General features: G+C 69.0%; 18 protein-coding genes. 8 read left to right on the top strand and 10 right to left on the bottom strand.

Annotation, left to right across the window (positions count from 1 at the left end):
• Positions 1 to 16 precede the first annotated feature (16 nt).
• The 3 genes from IEY69_RS17435 to IEY69_RS17425 all read right to left on the bottom strand — a co-directional run bounded on the left by IEY69_RS17435 (position 17) and on the right by IEY69_RS17425 (position 3,963).
• A complete protein-coding gene (locus tag IEY69_RS17435; protein ID WP_189074422.1) occupies positions 17 to 1,036 on the bottom strand; it encodes an alpha-ketoacid dehydrogenase subunit beta in 1,020 nt (339 codons plus the stop codon).
• Positions 1,033 to 2,142, bottom strand: coding sequence for a thiamine pyrophosphate-dependent dehydrogenase E1 component subunit alpha (locus IEY69_RS17430; protein ID WP_189074421.1), 1,110 nt, complete (start codon positions 2,140 to 2,142; stop codon positions 1,033 to 1,035). Before IEY69_RS17430 ends, IEY69_RS17435 begins: the two co-directional genes overlap by 4 nt.
• 219 nt (positions 2,143 to 2,361) lie before the next feature.
• Positions 2,362 to 3,963 carry an aminotransferase class V-fold PLP-dependent enzyme gene (locus IEY69_RS17425; RefSeq protein ID WP_189074420.1) on the bottom strand — a complete coding sequence of 534 codons (1,602 nt, stop codon included), beginning with the start codon at positions 3,961 to 3,963 and terminating at the stop codon, positions 2,362 to 2,364.
• Between the two features lie 135 nt (positions 3,964 to 4,098).
• Here IEY69_RS17425 and mnmG point away from each other — a divergent pair, with 135 nt between their 5' ends.
• The 5 genes from mnmG to IEY69_RS17400 all read left to right on the top strand — a co-directional run bounded on the left by mnmG (position 4,099) and on the right by IEY69_RS17400 (position 8,698).
• Positions 4,099 to 5,910 carry a tRNA uridine-5-carboxymethylaminomethyl(34) synthesis enzyme MnmG gene (mnmG, locus tag IEY69_RS17420; RefSeq protein ID WP_189074419.1) on the top strand — a complete coding sequence of 604 codons (1,812 nt, stop codon included), beginning with the start codon at positions 4,099 to 4,101 and terminating at the stop codon, positions 5,908 to 5,910.
• 105 nt (positions 5,911 to 6,015) lie between these two features.
• Positions 6,016 to 6,360: a hypothetical protein gene (locus tag IEY69_RS17415; RefSeq protein WP_046843728.1), complete on the top strand. Its 345-nt coding sequence runs from the start codon at positions 6,016 to 6,018 to the stop codon at positions 6,358 to 6,360.
• Positions 6,357 to 7,094, top strand: coding sequence for a 16S rRNA (guanine(527)-N(7))-methyltransferase RsmG (rsmG, locus tag IEY69_RS17410; protein ID WP_189074418.1), 738 nt, complete (start codon positions 6,357 to 6,359; stop codon positions 7,092 to 7,094). The genes IEY69_RS17415 and rsmG overlap by 4 nt, the downstream gene beginning before the upstream one ends.
• A gap of 34 nt (positions 7,095 to 7,128) precedes the next feature.
• Positions 7,129 to 7,878, top strand: coding sequence for a ParA family protein (locus tag IEY69_RS17405; protein WP_229784078.1), 750 nt, complete (start codon positions 7,129 to 7,131; stop codon positions 7,876 to 7,878).
• Positions 7,862 to 8,698, top strand: a complete 837-nt coding sequence (locus tag IEY69_RS17400; RefSeq protein ID WP_189074416.1) for a ParB/RepB/Spo0J family partition protein — start codon at positions 7,862 to 7,864, stop codon at positions 8,696 to 8,698. The genes IEY69_RS17405 and IEY69_RS17400 overlap by 17 nt, the downstream gene beginning before the upstream one ends.
• A gap of 66 nt (positions 8,699 to 8,764) precedes the next feature.
• Here IEY69_RS17400 and IEY69_RS17395 read toward each other — a convergent pair whose 3' ends face one another.
• The 7 genes from IEY69_RS17395 to IEY69_RS17365 all read right to left on the bottom strand — a co-directional run bounded on the left by IEY69_RS17395 (position 8,765) and on the right by IEY69_RS17365 (position 13,674).
• Positions 8,765 to 10,141, bottom strand: coding sequence for a VanW family protein (locus IEY69_RS17395; RefSeq protein ID WP_189074415.1), 1,377 nt, complete (start codon positions 10,139 to 10,141; stop codon positions 8,765 to 8,767).
• 82 nt (positions 10,142 to 10,223) lie between these two features.
• Positions 10,224 to 11,222, bottom strand: coding sequence for a YpdA family putative bacillithiol disulfide reductase (locus IEY69_RS17390; RefSeq protein ID WP_189074414.1), 999 nt, complete (start codon positions 11,220 to 11,222; stop codon positions 10,224 to 10,226).
• Positions 11,223 to 11,281: 59 nt separating this feature from the next.
• The gene (locus IEY69_RS17385; protein ID WP_189074413.1) at positions 11,282 to 11,812 is read right to left on the bottom strand and encodes a dihydrofolate reductase; all 531 of its coding nucleotides are present in this window, start codon (positions 11,810 to 11,812) and stop codon (positions 11,282 to 11,284) included.
• Positions 11,796 to 12,230 carry a deaminase gene (locus tag IEY69_RS17380; RefSeq protein ID WP_062159585.1) on the bottom strand — a complete coding sequence of 145 codons (435 nt, stop codon included), beginning with the start codon at positions 12,228 to 12,230 and terminating at the stop codon, positions 11,796 to 11,798. The genes IEY69_RS17385 and IEY69_RS17380 overlap by 17 nt, the downstream gene beginning before the upstream one ends.
• Positions 12,227 to 12,649 carry an HIT family protein gene (locus tag IEY69_RS17375; RefSeq protein ID WP_229784076.1) on the bottom strand — a complete coding sequence of 141 codons (423 nt, stop codon included), beginning with the start codon at positions 12,647 to 12,649 and terminating at the stop codon, positions 12,227 to 12,229. The genes IEY69_RS17380 and IEY69_RS17375 overlap by 4 nt, the downstream gene beginning before the upstream one ends.
• The gene (locus IEY69_RS17370; protein WP_189074412.1) at positions 12,646 to 13,440 is read right to left on the bottom strand and encodes a thymidylate synthase; all 795 of its coding nucleotides are present in this window, start codon (positions 13,438 to 13,440) and stop codon (positions 12,646 to 12,648) included. The genes IEY69_RS17375 and IEY69_RS17370 overlap by 4 nt, the downstream gene beginning before the upstream one ends.
• Positions 13,441 to 13,497: 57 nt before the next feature.
• Entirely contained in the window at positions 13,498 to 13,674 is a 177-nt protein-coding gene (locus IEY69_RS17365) for a hypothetical protein (RefSeq protein WP_189074411.1), read from the bottom strand.
• Positions 13,675 to 13,959: 285 nt separating this feature from the next.
• Here IEY69_RS17365 and IEY69_RS17360 point away from each other — a divergent pair, with 285 nt between their 5' ends.
• The 3 genes from IEY69_RS17360 to IEY69_RS17350 all read left to right on the top strand — a co-directional run bounded on the left by IEY69_RS17360 (position 13,960) and on the right by IEY69_RS17350 (position 17,134).
• Entirely contained in the window at positions 13,960 to 15,069 is a 1,110-nt protein-coding gene (locus tag IEY69_RS17360; RefSeq protein ID WP_189074410.1) for a GGDEF domain-containing protein, read from the top strand.
• Between the two features lie 29 nt (positions 15,070 to 15,098).
• Positions 15,099 to 16,493, top strand: coding sequence for a class II fumarate hydratase (gene fumC / locus IEY69_RS17355; protein WP_189074409.1), 1,395 nt, complete (start codon positions 15,099 to 15,101; stop codon positions 16,491 to 16,493).
• A 233-nt stretch (positions 16,494 to 16,726) separates the two neighbouring features.
• Positions 16,727 to 17,134 carry a hypothetical protein gene (locus tag IEY69_RS17350; protein ID WP_189074408.1) on the top strand — a complete coding sequence of 136 codons (408 nt, stop codon included), beginning with the start codon at positions 16,727 to 16,729 and terminating at the stop codon, positions 17,132 to 17,134.
• Positions 17,135 to 17,154: the final 20 nt, after the last annotated feature.

Genomic DNA, 17,154 nt, shown 5'->3' with positions numbered 1-17,154 from the left:
GGGCCAGGGGGTGGGGTCAGTAGTTGAGGGCCTGCACGCAGGCCGCGACGATGCGGTTCGCGCCGGGCAGGTACACCTTGTCCTGCACGTACGGGTACGGCGTGTCGAAGCCCGCCACCTGCCCAACCGGGGCGGTCAGATAATCGAAGGCCTGCTCCTGGATGACGTAAGCGACCTCGCCCATGAAGTTGCTGATGCGTGGGGCCTCGCTGACGAGGACGGCCCGGCCGGTCTTCTGGACGCTGGTCAGGACGCGGTCGCGGTCCCAGGGGACCAGCGAGCGCAGGTCGATGACCTCGACGCTGACGCCCTCGGCGGCCAGGGCGTCGGCGGCCTTCTCCAGGTCGGGCATCACGCCACCGTAGCCGATGAGGCTCAGGTCGCTCCCCTCGCGGCGGATGGCGGCCTCGCCGAGTTTCACGACGTAGTCGTGGTCGGGCACCTCGCCCTTGGCGGCGCGGTAGAGGCGTTTGGGTTCGAAGTAGATGACGGGGTCCTCGCCGCGCAGCGCGGCCTTCAGCAGGCCCTTGGCGTCGTAGGGGGTGCTGGGCATGACGACCTTCAGGCCCGGGGTGTGGGTGTAGTAGCTCTCGGGGCTCTGGCTGTGGTGGTGCCCGCCCTTCACGCCGCCGCCCGAGGGCGTGCGGATGACCATGGGGGCCGTGAACTGCCCGGCCGACCGGTAGCGGATCTTGGCGGCCTGCGAGATGATCTGGTCGAAGCCGGGGCCCATGTAGTCCGCGAACTGGATTTCTGCGATGGGGCGCAGGCCGCGCACGGCCATGCCGACGGCGGCGCCGACGATGCTGGCCTCACTGAGGGGCGTGTCGAAGACGCGATTTCTACCGAAGCGTTCCTGCAGTCCGGCGGTGGCCATGAACACGCCGCCGCGCGCGCCGACGTCCTCGCCGAACAGCACGACGCGCTGGTCGCGTTCCATCTCCTCGGCGATGGCCTCGGTGACGGCCTGGATGAGGTTGATGGTTCGGCCGGTCGTCATGGGGGCAGCCTCCGGGCGGGTCTGGGTGGCGGTCACGCGCGGCCTCCGGTCTGCTCGGCGCGCAGGAACGCCTCCTGCTGGCGCAGGTGGTCGGGCAAGTCGGCGTAGACGTCCTCGAACATGATGCGCCAGTCGGGTTGCCCGGTCGCCTCGGCGGCGAGGACCTGTTCGTCCACCTCGCGGTGCGTCTGCGCGATCATCGCGGCGCGGTCCTCGGCGGTGACGGGGTGGCCCAGGTGCGCCAGGAGGTTCTCCAGGCGGGTGATCGGGTCGCGGGCGAGCCACGCGTCGACTTCCTCGCGGGTGCGGTAGTGCTTCTCGGCGTCCGCGTCCGCGTTGCTGTGCGAGCCCACGCGGTAGGTCAGGCACTCGACCAGGGCGGGACCCTGGCCGCCGCGGACCTGCTCGGCGGCGTATCCGCAGACTTCCATGACGGCGATGATGTCGTTGCCGTCCACGTAGTAGCCGGGCATGCCGTACGCCTTGGCCTTGATGTGGATGGTTTCGCTGGCGGTCTGCTCGCGGATGCTGGTGCTGATCGCCCACTGGTTGTTCTCGCAGACGAACAGCGCGGGGGCCTGTGCGGCGCCCGCCATGTTCATCCCGGCGTGCCAGTCGCCCTCGCTGGTGGCGCCGTCCCCGAAGGTGCAGACGGTGATCTCGTCCACGCCGAGGTACTTCTGCGCCATGGCGTTCCCGGCGGCGGGCGGCACCTGCGACGCGATGGAAGAGCTGATGGACACGAAGTTCTGGCGCTGCGCGGCGAAGTGGTGCGGCATCTGGCGGCCCCGGCAGGAGTCGCTGTTCGTGCCCAGGCACTGGCTGATCAGTTCGGCCATGGGGACGCCCATGGCGAGGCCCAGGGTGTGGTCGCGGTAGTACGGCCAGACCCAGTCGTGCCCGACGCGGATCGAGCGGGCGAGGCCCACCTGGGTGGCTTCCATGCCGCTGGACTGCGCGTAGAAGGTCGTGCGGCCCTGCCGGAGCAGCGTGATGAGTTTGCGGTCGAATTCACGCGCCTGGAGCATCAGGCGGTGCAGGTCGCGCAGCACCTCGGGCGTGTAACGCTCCGGGAGGGGCTGGACCGGCGTCCCGTCTTCCGCGACGAAGCGGATGGGTTCGGGGGTGAAGGGTTGAATCATGGGCTGGGGCCTCCTGACCGGTGCGCCCCACCCGCGCGGCGGGGGAGGGACCGGAAGTTCATCTGTCTAGCAAACGCTCGTTAGGCATTTTAGACGCTTTACCCATGAGGCGCGAATCCTGCCCCGCAAGCCGAACCGGTTCCAGCCCTGCCGACTGCATCAGAAGGCCCTCCGGCGTCCAGACCAGCCGGACGCCGGAGGGCTACCCGATCTCCTGTGTCAGTGAGCGAAGAAGACCAGATCCTCCGGCACGTTCGGCGGCACCGCCCTCCCCTCCCCTGCCGGGCTCAGGCCAGCCGCCAGGGCACGCGCCTCGCGCAGGTAGTCCGCGTACGGCACCGCGCCCGCTGCCGTCCAGGGCCGGGCGTCACCGAACAGGTCCATCGGCGCGGCGTCCGCCGGGTGCGTCCACGCGCCGGAATCCCAGTCGAAGTCGTACAGAGGCAGGAACCGCTCGCCGTGCTCCGCGACGAACTCAATGGCGTCCAGCAGGAACTCCACCTCCTCGTCCGTCGCCCACGGCGCGAGGTTCAGTCGCGTCCAGCCGGGCTTCACGCTGTCCACGTGGTTCAGGGCGCACTGCAGCACCCGCTCGCTGGTCTGGTCGTCCACGTTCAGCAGGACGTGCCCGTATGGCCCGGCGCACGCGCAGCCGCCGCGCGCCTGGATGCCGAACAGGTCGTTCAGGAGCCGCACGACCAGCCGGGGGTGCAGCTGCCGCCCGCCGGGCGTGAAGGTCAGGAACGACAGGAACGCCAGCCGGGGCGCCTCCAGGTTCCCCAGCAGCCGGATGCCGGGATTCGCGCCCAGGCGGGTCAGGGCGCGGGCGAACAGCTCGTGCTCGCGGTCGGTGATTTGCCGGGCGCCTAGGTCCTCCTTGACGCGGAAGGCCAGCGCCGTGCGGATCTTCCCGAGGATCGCGGGCGTCCCGGCGTCCTCGCGGGCCTCGATGTCCTCCACGTACACCTGCCGCTCGCGGTTCACGAAGCGGACCGTGCCGCCCCCCGGCGTGCTGGGCACCGCCAGCCGGTACAGGTCCTCGCGGAAACACAGCAGGCCCGGCGTGCCGGGGCCACCCACGAACTTGTGCGGGCTGAGGAACACCGCGTCGTACCCGTCAGGGCGGCCCGGTTTCATGTCGATGGTTACGTACGGGCCGCTGGCGGCGAAGTCGAAGAACGCGTACGCGCCCTGCGCGTGCAGGATGCGCGCCACCGAGCGGGTGTCGGTCAGCAGGCCGGTCACGTTGCTCGCGGCGCTGAACGACCCGATCTTGGGCCGCCCCGCGTAGCGCGGGTCCTTCAGCGCGGCGACCAGCGCGTCCAGGTCGAGGTTCCCGCGTTCGCACAGGGGGATCTCCACGACCTCGGCCAGTGTCTCGCGCCAGCTGATCTCGTTGCTGTGGTGCTCGTACGGGCCGACGAACACGACCGGCCTCTCCCCCACCGCCATGCCCGCCAGGATCGCGGCGCGGTGGTGTGCGCCCACCGTCAGGCCCAGGATGTCCTGCATGCGCCGCACGGCCGCCGTGCTGCCGGACCCGCAGAACACCAGCTTGCAGGTGGCGTCGCCGCCCAGCTGCCCCTTGACGTACTCGGCCGCCTGATGCGTCAGGTGCGTGGAGTGCGCGCCGGTGGCGCTGTCCTCGGTGTGGGTGTTCGCGTACAGCGGCAGCGCCAGGGTCGCCACACGTTCCTCGACGCTGCGCAGCGCGCGGCCCGACGCGACGTAATCGGCGTACGTGACGCGCCGCTCCCCGAAGGGCGTGCGGATCACGGTGTCGGTCCCGATCAGGTCGGCGCGCAGCTGCTCGAAGTTCATACCCCCCATGGTAGGCGGGCGGTCAGCGCGGCTCAACGGCCCTGATCGGCTGGGCCGGTCACCCCCGGCGGGGTCCACACAGTGCCGCACGGGATCACCGTTTCCCATTCTCGGGGCGGGTACACTGGTGGGCTGATGAGCGGCTGGAATGTCTTGGTCATAGGTGGTGGGCACGCGGGACTGGAAGCGGCGTGGGCCGCCGCGAAGTTCTCCCGCGTGGCCCTGCTGATCGGGAACCCCGCCACCGTGGGCCGCATGCCCTGCAACCCCGCGGTGGGCGGCCCCGGCAAGAGCCAGCTTGTGTTCGAATTGCAGGCCCTGGGCGGCCTGATGGGCCGACTGGCCGACGAGACCGCCATCCACACCCGCACCCTGAACGCCAGCAAGGGCCCTGCCGTGCAGTCCCTGCGCGTGCAGAACGAACGTGACGCGTACGCCGAGCGCGCGCAGGACGTGATCTTCGGGCATCCGAACATCGACATCCTGCGCGGCGAGGCCGCCGATCTGGAAAGCGACGGTCGGGGCGGCTGGCTGGTCGTCACGACCGACGGGCGCCGACTGGCGGCTCGCAGCGTCGTGGTCGCGGCGGGGACGTTCATGCGCGGCGTGACGTGGTACGGGCGGCAGTCCCGCGCCGAGGGCCGTCAGGGCGAACCGCCCGCGCGTTTCCTGTCCGCGCCGCTGGCCCGCGCCGGGCACATCCTGAAGCGGTACAAGACCGGCACGCCACCGCGCGTGCGGGCGGACGCGGTGAACTTCGCCGAGCTGCTGGAGATTCCCGCCGATCCCGACCCGCGTGGGTTCACCGGCACGCCCGGTCCGCGCGCCGCCGAGTCCCCCACCTGGCAGACGCACACGACCGCCGAGACGCACCGCCTGATCAACGAGAACCTGCACGAATCCCCGATGTACTCCGGGGATATCGAGGGTCTGGGGCCGCGTTACTGCCCCAGCATCGAGGACAAGGTCGTGCGCTTCGCGCATCACGACCGGCACCTGCTGTTCGTGGAGCCGGACGGCGTGCAGACCAGCGAGGTGTACCTGCAGGGGTTCAGCTCGTCGCTGCCGCCACACCTGCAGGACGCGCTGGTGCGCTCACTGCCGGGCTTCGAGCAGGCGGTCATCCAGCGGTACGCGTACGCCGTGGAGTACGACGTGGTGGACTCGCTGGAACTGTCCCTGAACCTCGAATCGAAGCTGATGCCGGGCGTGTTCACCGCCGGGCAGATCAACGGCACGAGCGGCTACGAGGAGGCGTCCGCGCAGGGCCTGATCGCCGGGACGGCCGCGGCCCGCCGCGCGCTGGGTGAGCAGGAGGCGTTCATCGGGCGCGAGACCGGGTACATCGGCGTGCTGCTGGACGAACTGGTGTTCAAGGGCAGCAACGAGCCGTACCGCATGATGACCAGCCGCGTGGAGCACCGCCTGCTGGTGCGTCAGGACAACGCGGACGAGCGCATGACGCCCATCGGGCACGCGCTGGGGCTGGTGGACGACGCGGAACTGGCGCGGGTGCAGGCCAAGTATGCGCGGGTGCAGGGCGGCATCGCGGCGCTGGAAGGGCAGCGGGCACAGGGGCAGACCGGGGACGCGTGGCTGCGCCGCCCGGAGTTCAGCCTGCCGGACGTGGAGGCGCTGGGCGTGACCCTGCCCGAGCTGTCGCCCGCCGAGCGCGAGGCGGTGGAGATCCGTGTGAAGTACGCCGGGTACATCCGCCGGGCCGAGGTGCAGCTGCGCGCCGAGGACCGCTCGCGTGGCCTGAGCCTGGAGGGCATTGATTTCAGCGGGATCGCGGCGCTGTCTAACGAGGCGCGCGAGAAACTGGGCCGCGCGCAGCCCCGGACCGTGGAGCAGGCCAGCCGGATTTCCGGCGTGCGACACGCGGATATCAGCGCGCTGCTGGTGCACCTGAAACAGCGGGGTGGGGACGTTTCACGGGAAACCTGACGGTGAAACAATATGGATCGGAGGGTGATCTTCCCTCCGATTTTTTCGTCGCTTGACCGTACCTGCGTTTCACGGGAAACTTGACGGTGAAACAATGGAGGTTCGATGACCGGAGCAGTGAACACCACCAACACCCCATTCGAGGACGGCCTGCTGCTGGGCATCCTGATCGGCGAGGGCCACTTCGGCGGGGACGGCAAGCAGCCGCAGATCACGCTGCGCATGCACACCCGCCACCAGAAACTCTTCGAGACGCTGCTGCGCCTGTGCCCCGGCTCGAAGCTGTACGGGCCGTACAACCACGGTGGCAGGCGCTATTTTCAGTGGATGGCGCGCGGCGAGGTGCTGCGCGAGACGCTGCTGCCCCTGCTGGACCGGCTGCCGCTGGAGGACATCGATGAACACGTCTACGAGAGGTATCAGGATATGAAAGTCAGGTACGGCCTGTGACGCCCGAGGGACAGGCACTCCTCGGTCAGGGCGCGGCAGAACTCGGCCTGAACGTCGAAGGACAGCTGCCGCAGTTCGAGCAGCTGCTGGACCTGCTGGTCGAGGCGAACAGCCGCGTGAACCTCACGGCGCTGAAGACGGAATCGGACATCGTCCTGAAGCACTTCGTGGATTCACTGAGCTGCCTGCGCGGCGAACACCTGGACGGCGCGGGCCTGCGCGTGCTGGACATCGGCACCGGTGCTGGTTTCCCGACGCTGCCGCTGGCGATCGTGCGCCCGGACGCCGCGTTCACGCCGCTCGACTCGATCCGCAAGAAGATCGACTTCGTGCGCTCGGCCGCCGAGACGCTGAACCTCAAGGGCGTGACGCCGCTGGTGGGCCGCGCCGAGACGCTGGGACGCGACCCGGAACACCGCGAGACGTACGACCGGGTGGTGTGCCGCGCCGTGGCGGCCCTGCCGATCCTGGCGGAACTGGGCCTACCGCTGCTGAAGCCCGGCGGGCTGCTCGTGGCGCAAAAGGGCCCGATCAGCGAGGAGGAACTGCACGCCGGTCGCCGCGCGGCGGACGAGGTCGGGGGCCGCGTGACCGAGGTGGACGCCTTCACCCTGCCGGTGCTGGGCGACGCGCGCACCCTGGTTGTGATCGAGAAGGTCGGACCCACCCCGAAGAAGTACCCCAGACGCGAGGGTGTTCCCAACCAGCAGCCGCTATTCTGGACGGCACGGTGAACGGCATGCGACACGAACACACGCGGGGGCCGCTGTGAAGGTCCTGGGCGTCGTCAATCAGAAGGGCGGGGTGGGTAAGACCACCACCGCCGTCAACCTCGGCGCGTACCTCGCGGCGGGTGGGAAACGCGTGCTGCTGCTGGACATGGACCCGCAGGGGAACGCCACGAGTGGCCTGGGGCAGCGCGGCGCCACGCAGGGCCTGTACGAGGCGCTGGGCGAACCGGCCCGCGCCGCCGAGTACACCGTGGAGACCGTGCAGGCGAACCTCTTCCTGCTGCCCGCCACGCCCGACCTTGCGGGGGCGGGCGTGGAACTCGCGGAGGACCCGGACGCCCTGACGCGCCTGCTGGCGTCCATCAGCGGGTACGACGTGGTGCTGATCGACGCGCCGCCCAGCCTGGGGCCACTGACCGTGAACGTGCTGGCCGCCGCCGACGCGCTGCTGATTCCCCTGCAGGCCGAGTACTACGCCCTGGAGGGCCTCGCGGGCCTGATGGAGACCGTCGAGCGCGTGCAGGGCGGCCTGAACCCGCGCCTGAAGGTGCTGGGCGTCGTGCTGACCATGTTCGACGGGCGCACGAACCTCTCACAGGAAGTCGAGAGCATGGTCCGGCAGCACTTCGGGGAGCTGGTGTTCTGGTCGGTCGTACCGCGCAACGTGCGCCTGTCCGAGGCGCCCAGTTTCGCCAAGCCCATCAACGCGTTCGCGCCGCTGTCGGCGGGCGCGGCGGCGTACAAGCGCCTGAGCGAGGAGGTGATGCAGCGTGTCGAAAAAATCTAGCCTGGGCCGCGGCCTGGACGCCCTGCTCGGCAAACCCGCCGAGAGCGCCCCCGCCATGGTGCAGACCCTGAAGGTCGAGAAGATCGTGCAGGCCGCGTACCAGCCGCGTCAGGTGTTCACGCCGGACTCCCTGGCGGAACTCGCGCAAAGCATCCGCGACAAGGGCGTCCTGCAACCCCTGCTGGTCCGCCCGCGCGACGACCACTTCGAAATCGTCGCCGGGGAACGCCGCTGGCGCGCCAGTCAGCTGGCCGGGCTGACCGAACTGCCCGTCATCATCCGCGACCTCGGGGACCGCGAGGCGCTGGAGATCGCGATCGTGGAGAACCTGCAGCGCGAGGACCTGGGCGCGCTGGAAGAAGCCCGCGCGTACCAGGCGCTCATGGAGCAAGGTCTGAATCAGGAGGGCGTGGCGCAGGCGGTCGGCAAGAGCCGCAGCGCGGTGTCGAACGCCCTGCGCCTGCTGACGCTGCCCGCCCCGGCGCTGCGGGCGCTGGACGACGGGCAGATCAGTGCCGGGCACGCCCGCGCGATCCTCGCGCAGCCCGACACGGACCGCGCCTGGGCGCTGGAGCAGATCACGGCCCGCAGCCTCAGCGTCCGCGAGGCCGAGGCCCTGAAACGCGAGAAGCGCGAGCCGACGCCGATCAAGGTGAATCCGCCGCGCGCGTTCCGGCAGGTGGAACTCGACCTGAGCCGCCGCACCGGCACCCGCGTGCGCATCACGGGCGAGGACAAGGGCCGCGTGGAACTGAACTACGCGTCCCGTGAGGAACTCGACCGGATTCTGGAGATCCTGGGCTACGCCGCCGAGGAATAACGGAGCAGGAGACCACAACAGGCGAGAGGCGGCCCCGGTGACCGGGGCCGCCTCTTGTTCACGTAGTCAGCGGGTGCCGACGAGGTAGATGTTCGGCCAGGGCCGGTAGCTGCTCTTGAGGGTGTCCTGCTTGAAGGCCTTCCCGTCCCGCATGAACTTGCGGGTGACCTCAATGACCGCGCCGGGTGCGGCCCAGTCCACCTGTTTGCGCTGCCCGGCGGGCAGGCTGGCGTCGCGGATCAGGCGGTCGGCGGGGGCGGGCGTGCTGCTCAGGGTGCGGGGCGCGCCGATCTCAACCGTGAAGTCGCGGGCCTTGCCGAACACGGTCACGGTCAGAGTGGAGGACGCGTCGTCCCAGTCGCTCTGGAACCACAGCGAACCCCCGGTGTCGTTGGCGAATTTCAGGTCCAGGCTGGGCTGGTAGATGGTCGCGTCGAGGCCCTGTGGGTCGTAGTAGTGCACCTGATAGGAGTGGTTCTGGCGTTGCAGGATGGGCAGGCCCGCCGCGTACAGCGCGCGGAAGACGGTGGTGCTGACCTGGCAGATGCCGCCGCCCACGCCATTCGCCGTGCGTTCCCCGGCGATGACCAGTCCGGTCACGAAGCCCGTGCCGGTGCTGATCGGACCGACCATCTGGTTGAAGGACACGGTCTTTCCGTCCAGCAGGCGGTCCTGGAAGCGGCGGGTGCCCACATGGATGTTCGTGACGCGGGCGGCGCTGCTGCCGTAGTAGTTCGTCTGCCCGGTGCCCAGGTGCGCGGTGATGCCGCGGGACGCGAAGTACTCCAGGGTGCGTTTCGGCGCGACCTGCCCACTCACTGGGATGGTCACCTTGAGGCCCTTCGGATCCTGGATGGCGGCCAACAGGTTCGCGCGGGCCTTCGCGGCGTCCACCTTCAGCCCGTTCCGCTGCACGACCGCCCAGCCATCCCACAGCTGCTCGAAACGGGCGTCCTGCGCGGTGGTGGGCAGTCCCTTCAGGAAGCTCGCCAGTTCCTGCTCCAGGCTCTCGGTGATCACGCCGCGCGCTCGGATGACCTCCACTCGCTTGCCGGGAATGGTCAGGGTGCGGCTGAAGGGCACGGTCGTCTTCTTGCCGTTCACGAGCGCGGGCCACTGGGCCTCCACGGTGATCAGCAGAGGCGCAGTGATCTTCGCCGGGGCAGGGGTGACCTCCGGGGTGGGAGTGGGCGGCGCGGGCTGAGGAGCCGGGGTCGGTACCGGGCTGGGTTCGGGGGTCGGGGTGGGCGTGGGTTCCGGGGTCGGCTGAGGCTCCGGAATTGGCGTGGGCTGCGGGGCGGGCGGCGTGGGCGGGATCGCGGGGATGGTCTGCGCCGGTGGGGGAGGGGAGGGCTCCGTGCCCGTCTGGGCGGACGCGGGCAGCAGGGGGCCACTGAGCAGCAGAGCGCCCAGGGTCAGGGCGCGCCGGGATGCGGGGATCATGCGGCGAGTATTCCACGCCCCCCCCGGCCGCTCCATGAAAGGGCCGCCCGGCAGTCTTCACCGGGCGGCCCCCGCAAGGGGGTCAGGCGGGCTGCACGCCCCGCTCGGCCAGCTGCCGCGCGATCTCCGCGACGGCGTGATCGGCATGGAAGCGGCCGTTCTCGATGAACACTTGATTCGTCCGCCCGGCAAAGCCCGCGCTGCCCACCACGAACAGGCCCGTCACGCTGCTCTGGTAGTGCTCGTCCAGCACCAGGCACTCGTCCGGCTGCGTGGCGAGGTTCAGGCCGTCCAGGAAGGAGAGGTCGGGGCGGTACCCGGTCAGCGCGAACGTGAAGTGCGTGGGCAGCTCCCAGGTGGTGCCGTCCTCGCGCTGCACGACCACATGCTCGGGGTGGATCTCGACCACGCGGGAACCAAAGTGCGCGGCGATACTGCCTTCCTTGATGCGGTTTTCCAGATCCGGGCGCACCCAGTACTTGATGGTGCTCTTCAGTTCGGGCGCGCGGACGACCATGGTGACGTTCACGCCGCTGCGCCACAGGTCCAGCGCGGCGTCGGCGGCGCTGTTCCCGGCGCCGATCACGGTGACGTTCAGGCCCATGAACGGGTGCGCCTCGGTGTAGTAGTGGCTGACGTTCTCGCCGTCCTCACCGGCGATGCCCAGCGCGAGGGGGTTGTCGTAGTACCCGGTGGCGACCACCACGCGCCGCGCCTCGACCACGCCGGGCGTGCCGTCGCGCTTCTCGACTTCCAGCGTGAAGCCTGCCGGGGCGGCGTGCACGCGGGTCACCTCGGTGTACTGCTCGACGTTCAGGGCTTCGCGCTGCGCGACCAGCCGGTAGTACATCAGCGCGTCGCGGCGGTCGGGTTTGTCGTGCCCGGTCACCATGGGGTGATTCCCGATCTCCAGTTCCGGCGCGGTCGTGAAGAACGACATGTACGTGGGGTACTCGAAGATCGCGTTCACCACGCAACCTTTCTCCAGCACCACGTAACTCAGGCCTGCACGCTTGCAGGCGATGGCGGCGGCGAGGCCCACCGGGCCCGCTCCGACGATGGCGACATCCACCAGACTCATGAGCGGCATTCTGTCAGCCGCGCCCCGCCCGAGTCTGCAGGCAAGGCACGGTGAGCCGATCAGGGGTGGCGGGTCAGCGTGCGGAACGTCAGGTCGAAGGGATTCGCGTCGTCCGCCGCGCGCGTCGTCTCCCACGTGACGACCCACCCGTCCCCCAGGTCCGGCATGAACGTGTCCCCGTCCAGCCGCGCGTGAATCAGCGTGAGTTCCACCCGCGTCAACTGCGGGAGGTACAGGGCGTACACCTCCGCCCCGCCGATGATCGCCACCTCCGGCGCGTCCCCGGCCAGCGCCAGCGCGTCCTGCGGCGAGTGCGCCACCTGCGCGCCCGGCGCGCTGAACGCCGCATTTCGGGTCAGGACGATGTTCGCCCGGCCCGGCAGCGGCCGCCCCCCCAGCGAGTCCCACACCTTGCGACCCATCACGTTCGGCTTCCCGCGACTGCGCGACCGGAAATGCGCCAGATCCGCCGGGAGGTGCCACGGCATCCCCCCGTCCCGCCCGATCACGCCGTTCTCGGTCACCGCGACGATGCCGACCAGTTCCGGGCCAACCCGCTCAGCCTCGCCCAGTTCAGGGGGCCGGGACATGCCGCACCTCGATCCCCGCATCCCGCAGGATCTGCTCCCCGCTCGGCAGGCCCGATTCCACGCGGTTCGTCTCGCGGTACGCCGTCTCGAAGATCACGCGCCCCACCCGCCGCGAATTCACGATCAGCCGCGCGCACGCTGCACACGGCTCATGCGTCACGTACAACGTGTGCCCCTCGCCGTTCCAGTTGGCGGCCAGCAGCGCATTCACCTCCGCGTGAATGAACCCACTGTGCCCCTGCGACAGGCTCTCGCGTTCATTCGGTTCACCCGCCGCGCGCCCGTTGTACCCCACCCCCACCACCCGGTGATGCCGGTCCAGGATGCACGCCCCCACCCGCACCTTGCTGTCCGCACTGCGCGTCGCCCAGAGCCGCGCCGTCGCCAGCCCCAGCTCATCGAACGACGGACGGGTCACAGGGGCTCCAGAGCGCGGCGCAGTCCGGCGGCCACCTCGTCCAGTTCAGCGCGGGTGGGGGACAGGGCGTCTACAGCTACCCTCACGCCGTCCTCCGCATGCCGGGGGAAGACGTGCAGGTGCGCGTGAAACACGTCCTGCCCGGCTGCCGCGCCGTTCGCCATCCAGAGGTTGAAGCCCTCGCCCCGCACCTCGCTGCTCTGGATAGCGCGCGCGACCTCCTGTGCCAGTGCGGTCATGGCGGCGGCCTCCTCGGGTGTCAGGTCGGTAAAGGTCACCGCGTGCCGCCGGGGCACGACCAGCGTGTGCCCACGCGTGAATGCCCCGATATCCAGAAACGCGACGGCCAGTTCGTTTCCAGCGACCATGCTGGCGGTCGCGTCCCCCGCCACGATCCGGCAGAAGATGCAGCCGCTCACACGGCCACCGGGGCCTTGATGCCGGGGTGCGGGTCGTAGCCTTCCAGGCGGAAGTCCTCGTACTGGAAGTCAAAGATGTCCTTGACCTCGGGGTTGAGGTGCATGACGGGCAGTGCACGCGGCTCCCGCGCCAGTTGCCGTTCCACCTGCTCCATGTGGTTGCTGTACAAGTGCACGTCCCCACCGGTCCAGATGAACTCACCGGGTTCCAGGCCGCACACCTGCGCGACCATCAGGGTCAGCAGGGCGTAGGAGGCGATGTTGAACGGCACGCCGAGGAACAGATCCGCGCTGCGCTGGTAAAGCTGGCAGCTGAGGCGCCCGTCCGCCACGTAGAACTGGAACATCGCGTGGCAGGGGGGCAGGGCCATGTTTTCGATCTGTGCGACGTTCCAGGCGTTCACGATCAGGCGGCGGCTGTCCGGCGTGCGTTTGATCTGCTCGATGACTTGAGTGATCTGGTCGATGCTGCTGCCGTCCGGGGTGGGCCAGCTGCGCCACTGCACGCCGTACACGGGGCCAAGTTCGCCGTCTGGGGCGGCCCATTCGTCCCAGATGCTCACGCCGCGTTCCTGCAGCCACGTGACGTTACTCTCGCCGCGCAGGAACCACAGCAGTTCGTAGATGACGCTTTTCAGGTGGACCTTCTTCGTGGTGACCAGGGGGAAGCCGTCCCGGAGGTCGAAGCGCAGTTGCGCGCCGAATACCGAGCGGGTGCCGGTGCCGGTCCGGTCGGTCTTGTCGGTGCCGTTCTCCAGAACGTGGCGCATCAGGTCAAGGTACTGCCGCATATGGACAGTCTAGAGCGGCGTTACCTCACCCGAGGAGCGCCGCTCTAGCCGCAGAATTCAGAGTTTGAGGAGGAAGGTCAGGAACGTGATGAATGCTGCGGCGACGGCCATTTCATGCCCGGAGGAGCTCCGAAAGTTCAGCAGAGCCGTCAGGGGCAGCTTGGTTCCCAGGGCAAGCAGGACAGCGAGAAAGGCAACCAGTCCGAAAAGTGCGATTGGGAGGGTATCCGTCATACGTGTGGAGACTCCAGACTCACTCAATCAGCCCGGGCAGAGGATAGATTGAGCGAGCAACAGCGAGGACATGCGCTCCCGTCGCAAGGAGTGCAATTCACAGAAACGGTGTTGCGGACGTTTTCGACGGCTGACTTTCAGAGGTGGCCGTCTTCTTCTTTTTCTGTTCGTCGTGCGCCCTTGGTGCGCAGAGTGAGACGAGGTGCCCGCGCCTGAGCAAAATTGTATGGGGTGGCCCCACTGGGGGGCTGACGGGGTCGGGGAGGCCAGGAGTACGCTGGCTTCATGTCGCCGCCCCGGTCGCGCCCAGTTGCCGGGCCGCCCGTGTGGCGTCCACCGGAGCAGATGCGGCGGACGCTGTATCTGCTGGCGTTGATTCTGGGGCTGCTGGTGGCGTTGACGCTGAATGTGCTGGCGTATGCCTCGGGCGTGCGGAATGTGTACGTGCAGGTGGTGCTGCCGGTCACGATGATCCCGGCGGTGTTCAGTCTGGTGTGGTTGCTGCTCGGGAAGCCGCTGCCGCTGGTGGAACGCCTGATGTTCTTCACGGTGAATGTGCAGGTGTTCGCGCAGGCGCTGCTGGAAGAGGTGCAGCGTCCGGCGTTGACGGGCGGGTCGGACCTGCTGTACTGGTCGGTGGTCGTGAACGTCATGCTGGCGTATCTGCTGTTTCCGAACCGGGTGGCGGGGCGCTACAACGCGGGGCTGTTCGTACTGGCCGTGGTGGTGCCGTGGGCCGGGTTGGCGCTCAATGGTGGGCCGGTGTCGGCGGACCTGCCGCGGGTGCAGCTGACGCTGGGGATCGTGCTGCTGTTCGTGCATGCGCTGTCGTGGTACCGGGGGCAGTTCGAGGCGCAGCGCAGCGCCGTGGAGGTCATGGAGCGGCTGGCGCACACGGACCTGCTGACGAATCTGCCGAACCGGCGGGGCATGTACCCGGCGGTGGAGGAACTGCTGACGTCGGGGGGGGCAGCGCTGCTGCTGGACCTGGATCACTTCAAGCGCGTGAACGACACGTTCGGGCATCAGGTGGGGGATGAGGTGCTGGAGCGTGCCGCGCGGCTGATGGAGGCGCAGTTGCCGCCGGGTGGTCGGGTGGGCCGCTGGGGGGGTGAGGAGTTCCTGATGACCCTGCCGGGGATGGACCGGCTGGAGGCGGGGGCGCTGGCGGAGCGGCTGTGCCAGACCTTCCGTACGCAGGCCATGGAAGGGGTGGGGATCGTGACCATCAGTGCGGGAGTGACCCTGGCCCGGCCCGGGGATACGTTGCCGAGCGTGGTGGCGCGAGCGGATGAGCACCTGTACGCCGCGAAGCGTGGTGGGCGGGACGGGTGGCGCGACGAGCCGCTGCCGGGGGGTGGGCCGGACGGGGCGGCCGCGTTCCCGGACGTGTGACAGCCGGTGGCGTTTAGACTTGCCGCTGTATGACGACCTACCGCAGAGAGTCGGACACGATGGGCACCCTTGACGTGGATGCCAGCCGTTACTGGGGCGCGCAGACGGAGCGCAGCATTCATAACTTCCCGATCGGGCGGGACACGTTCGTGTGGGGTCGGCCCGTGATCCGCGCGCTGGGCATCCTGAAGAAGGGCGCGGCGCAGGCGAACGCGGACCTGGGTGAGCTGCCGCGTGACGTGGCGGACCTGATCGTGCAGGCGGCGGACGAGGTGATCGCCGGGACGCTGGATGAGCACTTCCCGCTGGTGGTGTTTCAAACGGGGTCGGGCACGCAGAGCAACATGAACGCGAACGAGGTGATCAGCAACCGCGCGATCGAGATCGCGGGCGGCGAGCTGGGCAGCAAGAAGCCGGTGCATCCGAACGATCACGTGAACCGGGGTCAGAGCAGCAACGACACCTTCCCGACGGCGATGCATATCGCGGTGGTGCTGGAACTGAACGAGCGGCTGTACGGCAGTGTCGGGAAGCTGCGCGACACCCTGGACGCGAAGGCGCAGGAGCATGCAGGGCTGGTGAAGGTGGGGCGCACGCACCTGCAGGACGCCACGCCGATCACGCTGGGTCAGGAGATCGGCGGCTGGGTCGCGCAGCTGGATTACGCGCTGGCCGAGGTGCGGCACGCCGGCGAGGGGCTGCTGGAACTAGCAATCGGCGGCACGGCGGTCGGGACGGGCCTGAACGCGCACCCGCAGTTCGGTGATCTGGCCGCGAAGAAGTACGCCGAGGAGACGGGCTTCGCGTTCCGCAGTGCGGAGAACAAGTTCGCGGCCCTGAGTGCGCACGACGCCCTGGTGCAGACCAGCGCGGCGCTGCGGACCCTGGCGGGCGCACTGATGAAGATGGCGAACGACGTGCGCTGGCTGGCGTCCGGGCCCCGCAACGGCATCGGGGAGATCGTCATTCCAGAGAACGAGCCCGGCAGCAGCATCATGCCGGGCAAGGTGAACCCCACGCAGTCCGAGGCGATGACGATGGTCGCCACGCGCGTGTTCGGGAACGACGCCACGGTGGCGTTTGCGGGCTCGCAGGGGAACTTCCAGCTGAACGTGTTCAAGCCGGTCATGGTGCACGCCGTGCTGGAGAGCATCCGTCTGATCAGTGACGCCTGCCTCGCGTTCAACGACAACTGCGCCGTCGGCATCGAGCCCGCCTACGAGAAGATCGAGCACAACCTCAGCATCAACCTGATGCAGGTCACCGCCCTGAACAAGCACATCGGGTACGACAAGGCCGCCGCGATCGCCAAGAAGGCCCACAAGGAGGGCAGCAGCCTGAAGGAGGCCGCCCTGAGCCTGGGCTACGTCACCGAGGACGAGTTCGCGCAGTGGGTCGTGCCGCTCGACATGACGCACAGCTGAGCCGCGCCCAGCTGACGCGGGAGGCCGGGGCGTGCGCACGTCCCGGCCTCCCGCGCATCTGTGGGACGCGTCAGACCTGCGCAAGAGCGGCCGGGGTAAGCTCAGGTCACGAAGGATCGGCGAGCGTTCAGCCGGGCGTCAGGTGCGCTTGGTACGCTGGGCAATCACAGGTCAACCCTGACCTGCCGATTCTGCATCTTCCGCCCCCTTTCCCCCGGAGCCTGCCTGATCCCATGCGTTACCTGACTGCCCTGCTGACCACCCTCCTGCTGTCCTCGCCCGCCGCGGCCCTGCAACTGATCGTATGGGACCGCGACCTGTCCACCAAACTGGGCGACGGCGAGAGCAGTGGCGGGCGCGTCACGGTGAGACTGGCCGGGGATTACAGCGGACCGGTCGTGGTCCTGTTCGCGCCCAGTGACGAGGAACGGACCCGCGGCGCCTTCCCCGGCCTGAAGAGCCGGTACGTCGGCACGCTGACGAACGGCACGCTGAACCTCCTGCCAGAGGAGCGAGCCGCGCCGCAGCCCATCACGAAGTTCCTGACGGGCTTCAAGCTGACCGTCAACGTCCAGGTGGCCAACTCGGCGGTCAGTCTGCCGGGCCTGCGGAAGTCCGCGGCGCCTGGCCAGAACCGCTGAGTCTGGCGACTTCAACGCAA

The sequence above is a fragment of the Deinococcus sedimenti genome, from assembly GCF_014648135.1.
Taxonomy (GTDB): Bacteria; Deinococcota; Deinococci; order Deinococcales; family Deinococcaceae; genus Deinococcus; species Deinococcus sedimenti.
Note: the sequence above shows the minus strand (reverse complement) of the source record. Positions and strands in the feature narration are given on the sequence as shown.

What these genes read in the sequence shown, in the direction of transcription:
- IEY69_RS17390 (WP_189074414.1), bottom strand. Translation starts at nt 11,222, where the DNA reads ATGAGTCTGGTGGATGTCGCCATCGTCGGAGCGGGCCCGGTGGGCCTC.
- mnmG (WP_189074419.1), top strand. Translation starts at nt 4,099, where the DNA reads ATGAGCGGCTGGAATGTCTTGGTCATAGGTGGTGGGCACGCGGGACTG.
- IEY69_RS17370 (WP_189074412.1), bottom strand. Translation starts at nt 13,440, where the DNA reads ATGCGGCAGTACCTTGACCTGATGCGCCACGTTCTGGAGAACGGCACC.
- IEY69_RS17425 (WP_189074420.1), bottom strand. Translation starts at nt 3,963, where the DNA reads ATGAACTTCGAGCAGCTGCGCGCCGACCTGATCGGGACCGACACCGTG.
- IEY69_RS17350 (WP_189074408.1), top strand. Translation starts at nt 16,727, where the DNA reads ATGCGTTACCTGACTGCCCTGCTGACCACCCTCCTGCTGTCCTCGCCC.
- IEY69_RS17360 (WP_189074410.1), top strand. Translation starts at nt 13,960, where the DNA reads ATGTCGCCGCCCCGGTCGCGCCCAGTTGCCGGGCCGCCCGTGTGGCGT.
- IEY69_RS17385 (WP_189074413.1), bottom strand. Translation starts at nt 11,812, where the DNA reads ATGTCCCGGCCCCCTGAACTGGGCGAGGCTGAGCGGGTTGGCCCGGAA.
- IEY69_RS17430 (WP_189074421.1), bottom strand. Translation starts at nt 2,142, where the DNA reads ATGATTCAACCCTTCACCCCCGAACCCATCCGCTTCGTCGCGGAAGAC.
- IEY69_RS17395 (WP_189074415.1), bottom strand. Translation starts at nt 10,141, where the DNA reads ATGATCCCCGCATCCCGGCGCGCCCTGACCCTGGGCGCTCTGCTGCTC.
- IEY69_RS17365 (WP_189074411.1), bottom strand. Translation starts at nt 13,674, where the DNA reads ATGACGGATACCCTCCCAATCGCACTTTTCGGACTGGTTGCCTTTCTC.
- fumC (WP_189074409.1), top strand. Translation starts at nt 15,099, where the DNA reads ATGACGACCTACCGCAGAGAGTCGGACACGATGGGCACCCTTGACGTG.
- IEY69_RS17415 (WP_046843728.1), top strand. Translation starts at nt 6,016, where the DNA reads ATGACCGGAGCAGTGAACACCACCAACACCCCATTCGAGGACGGCCTG.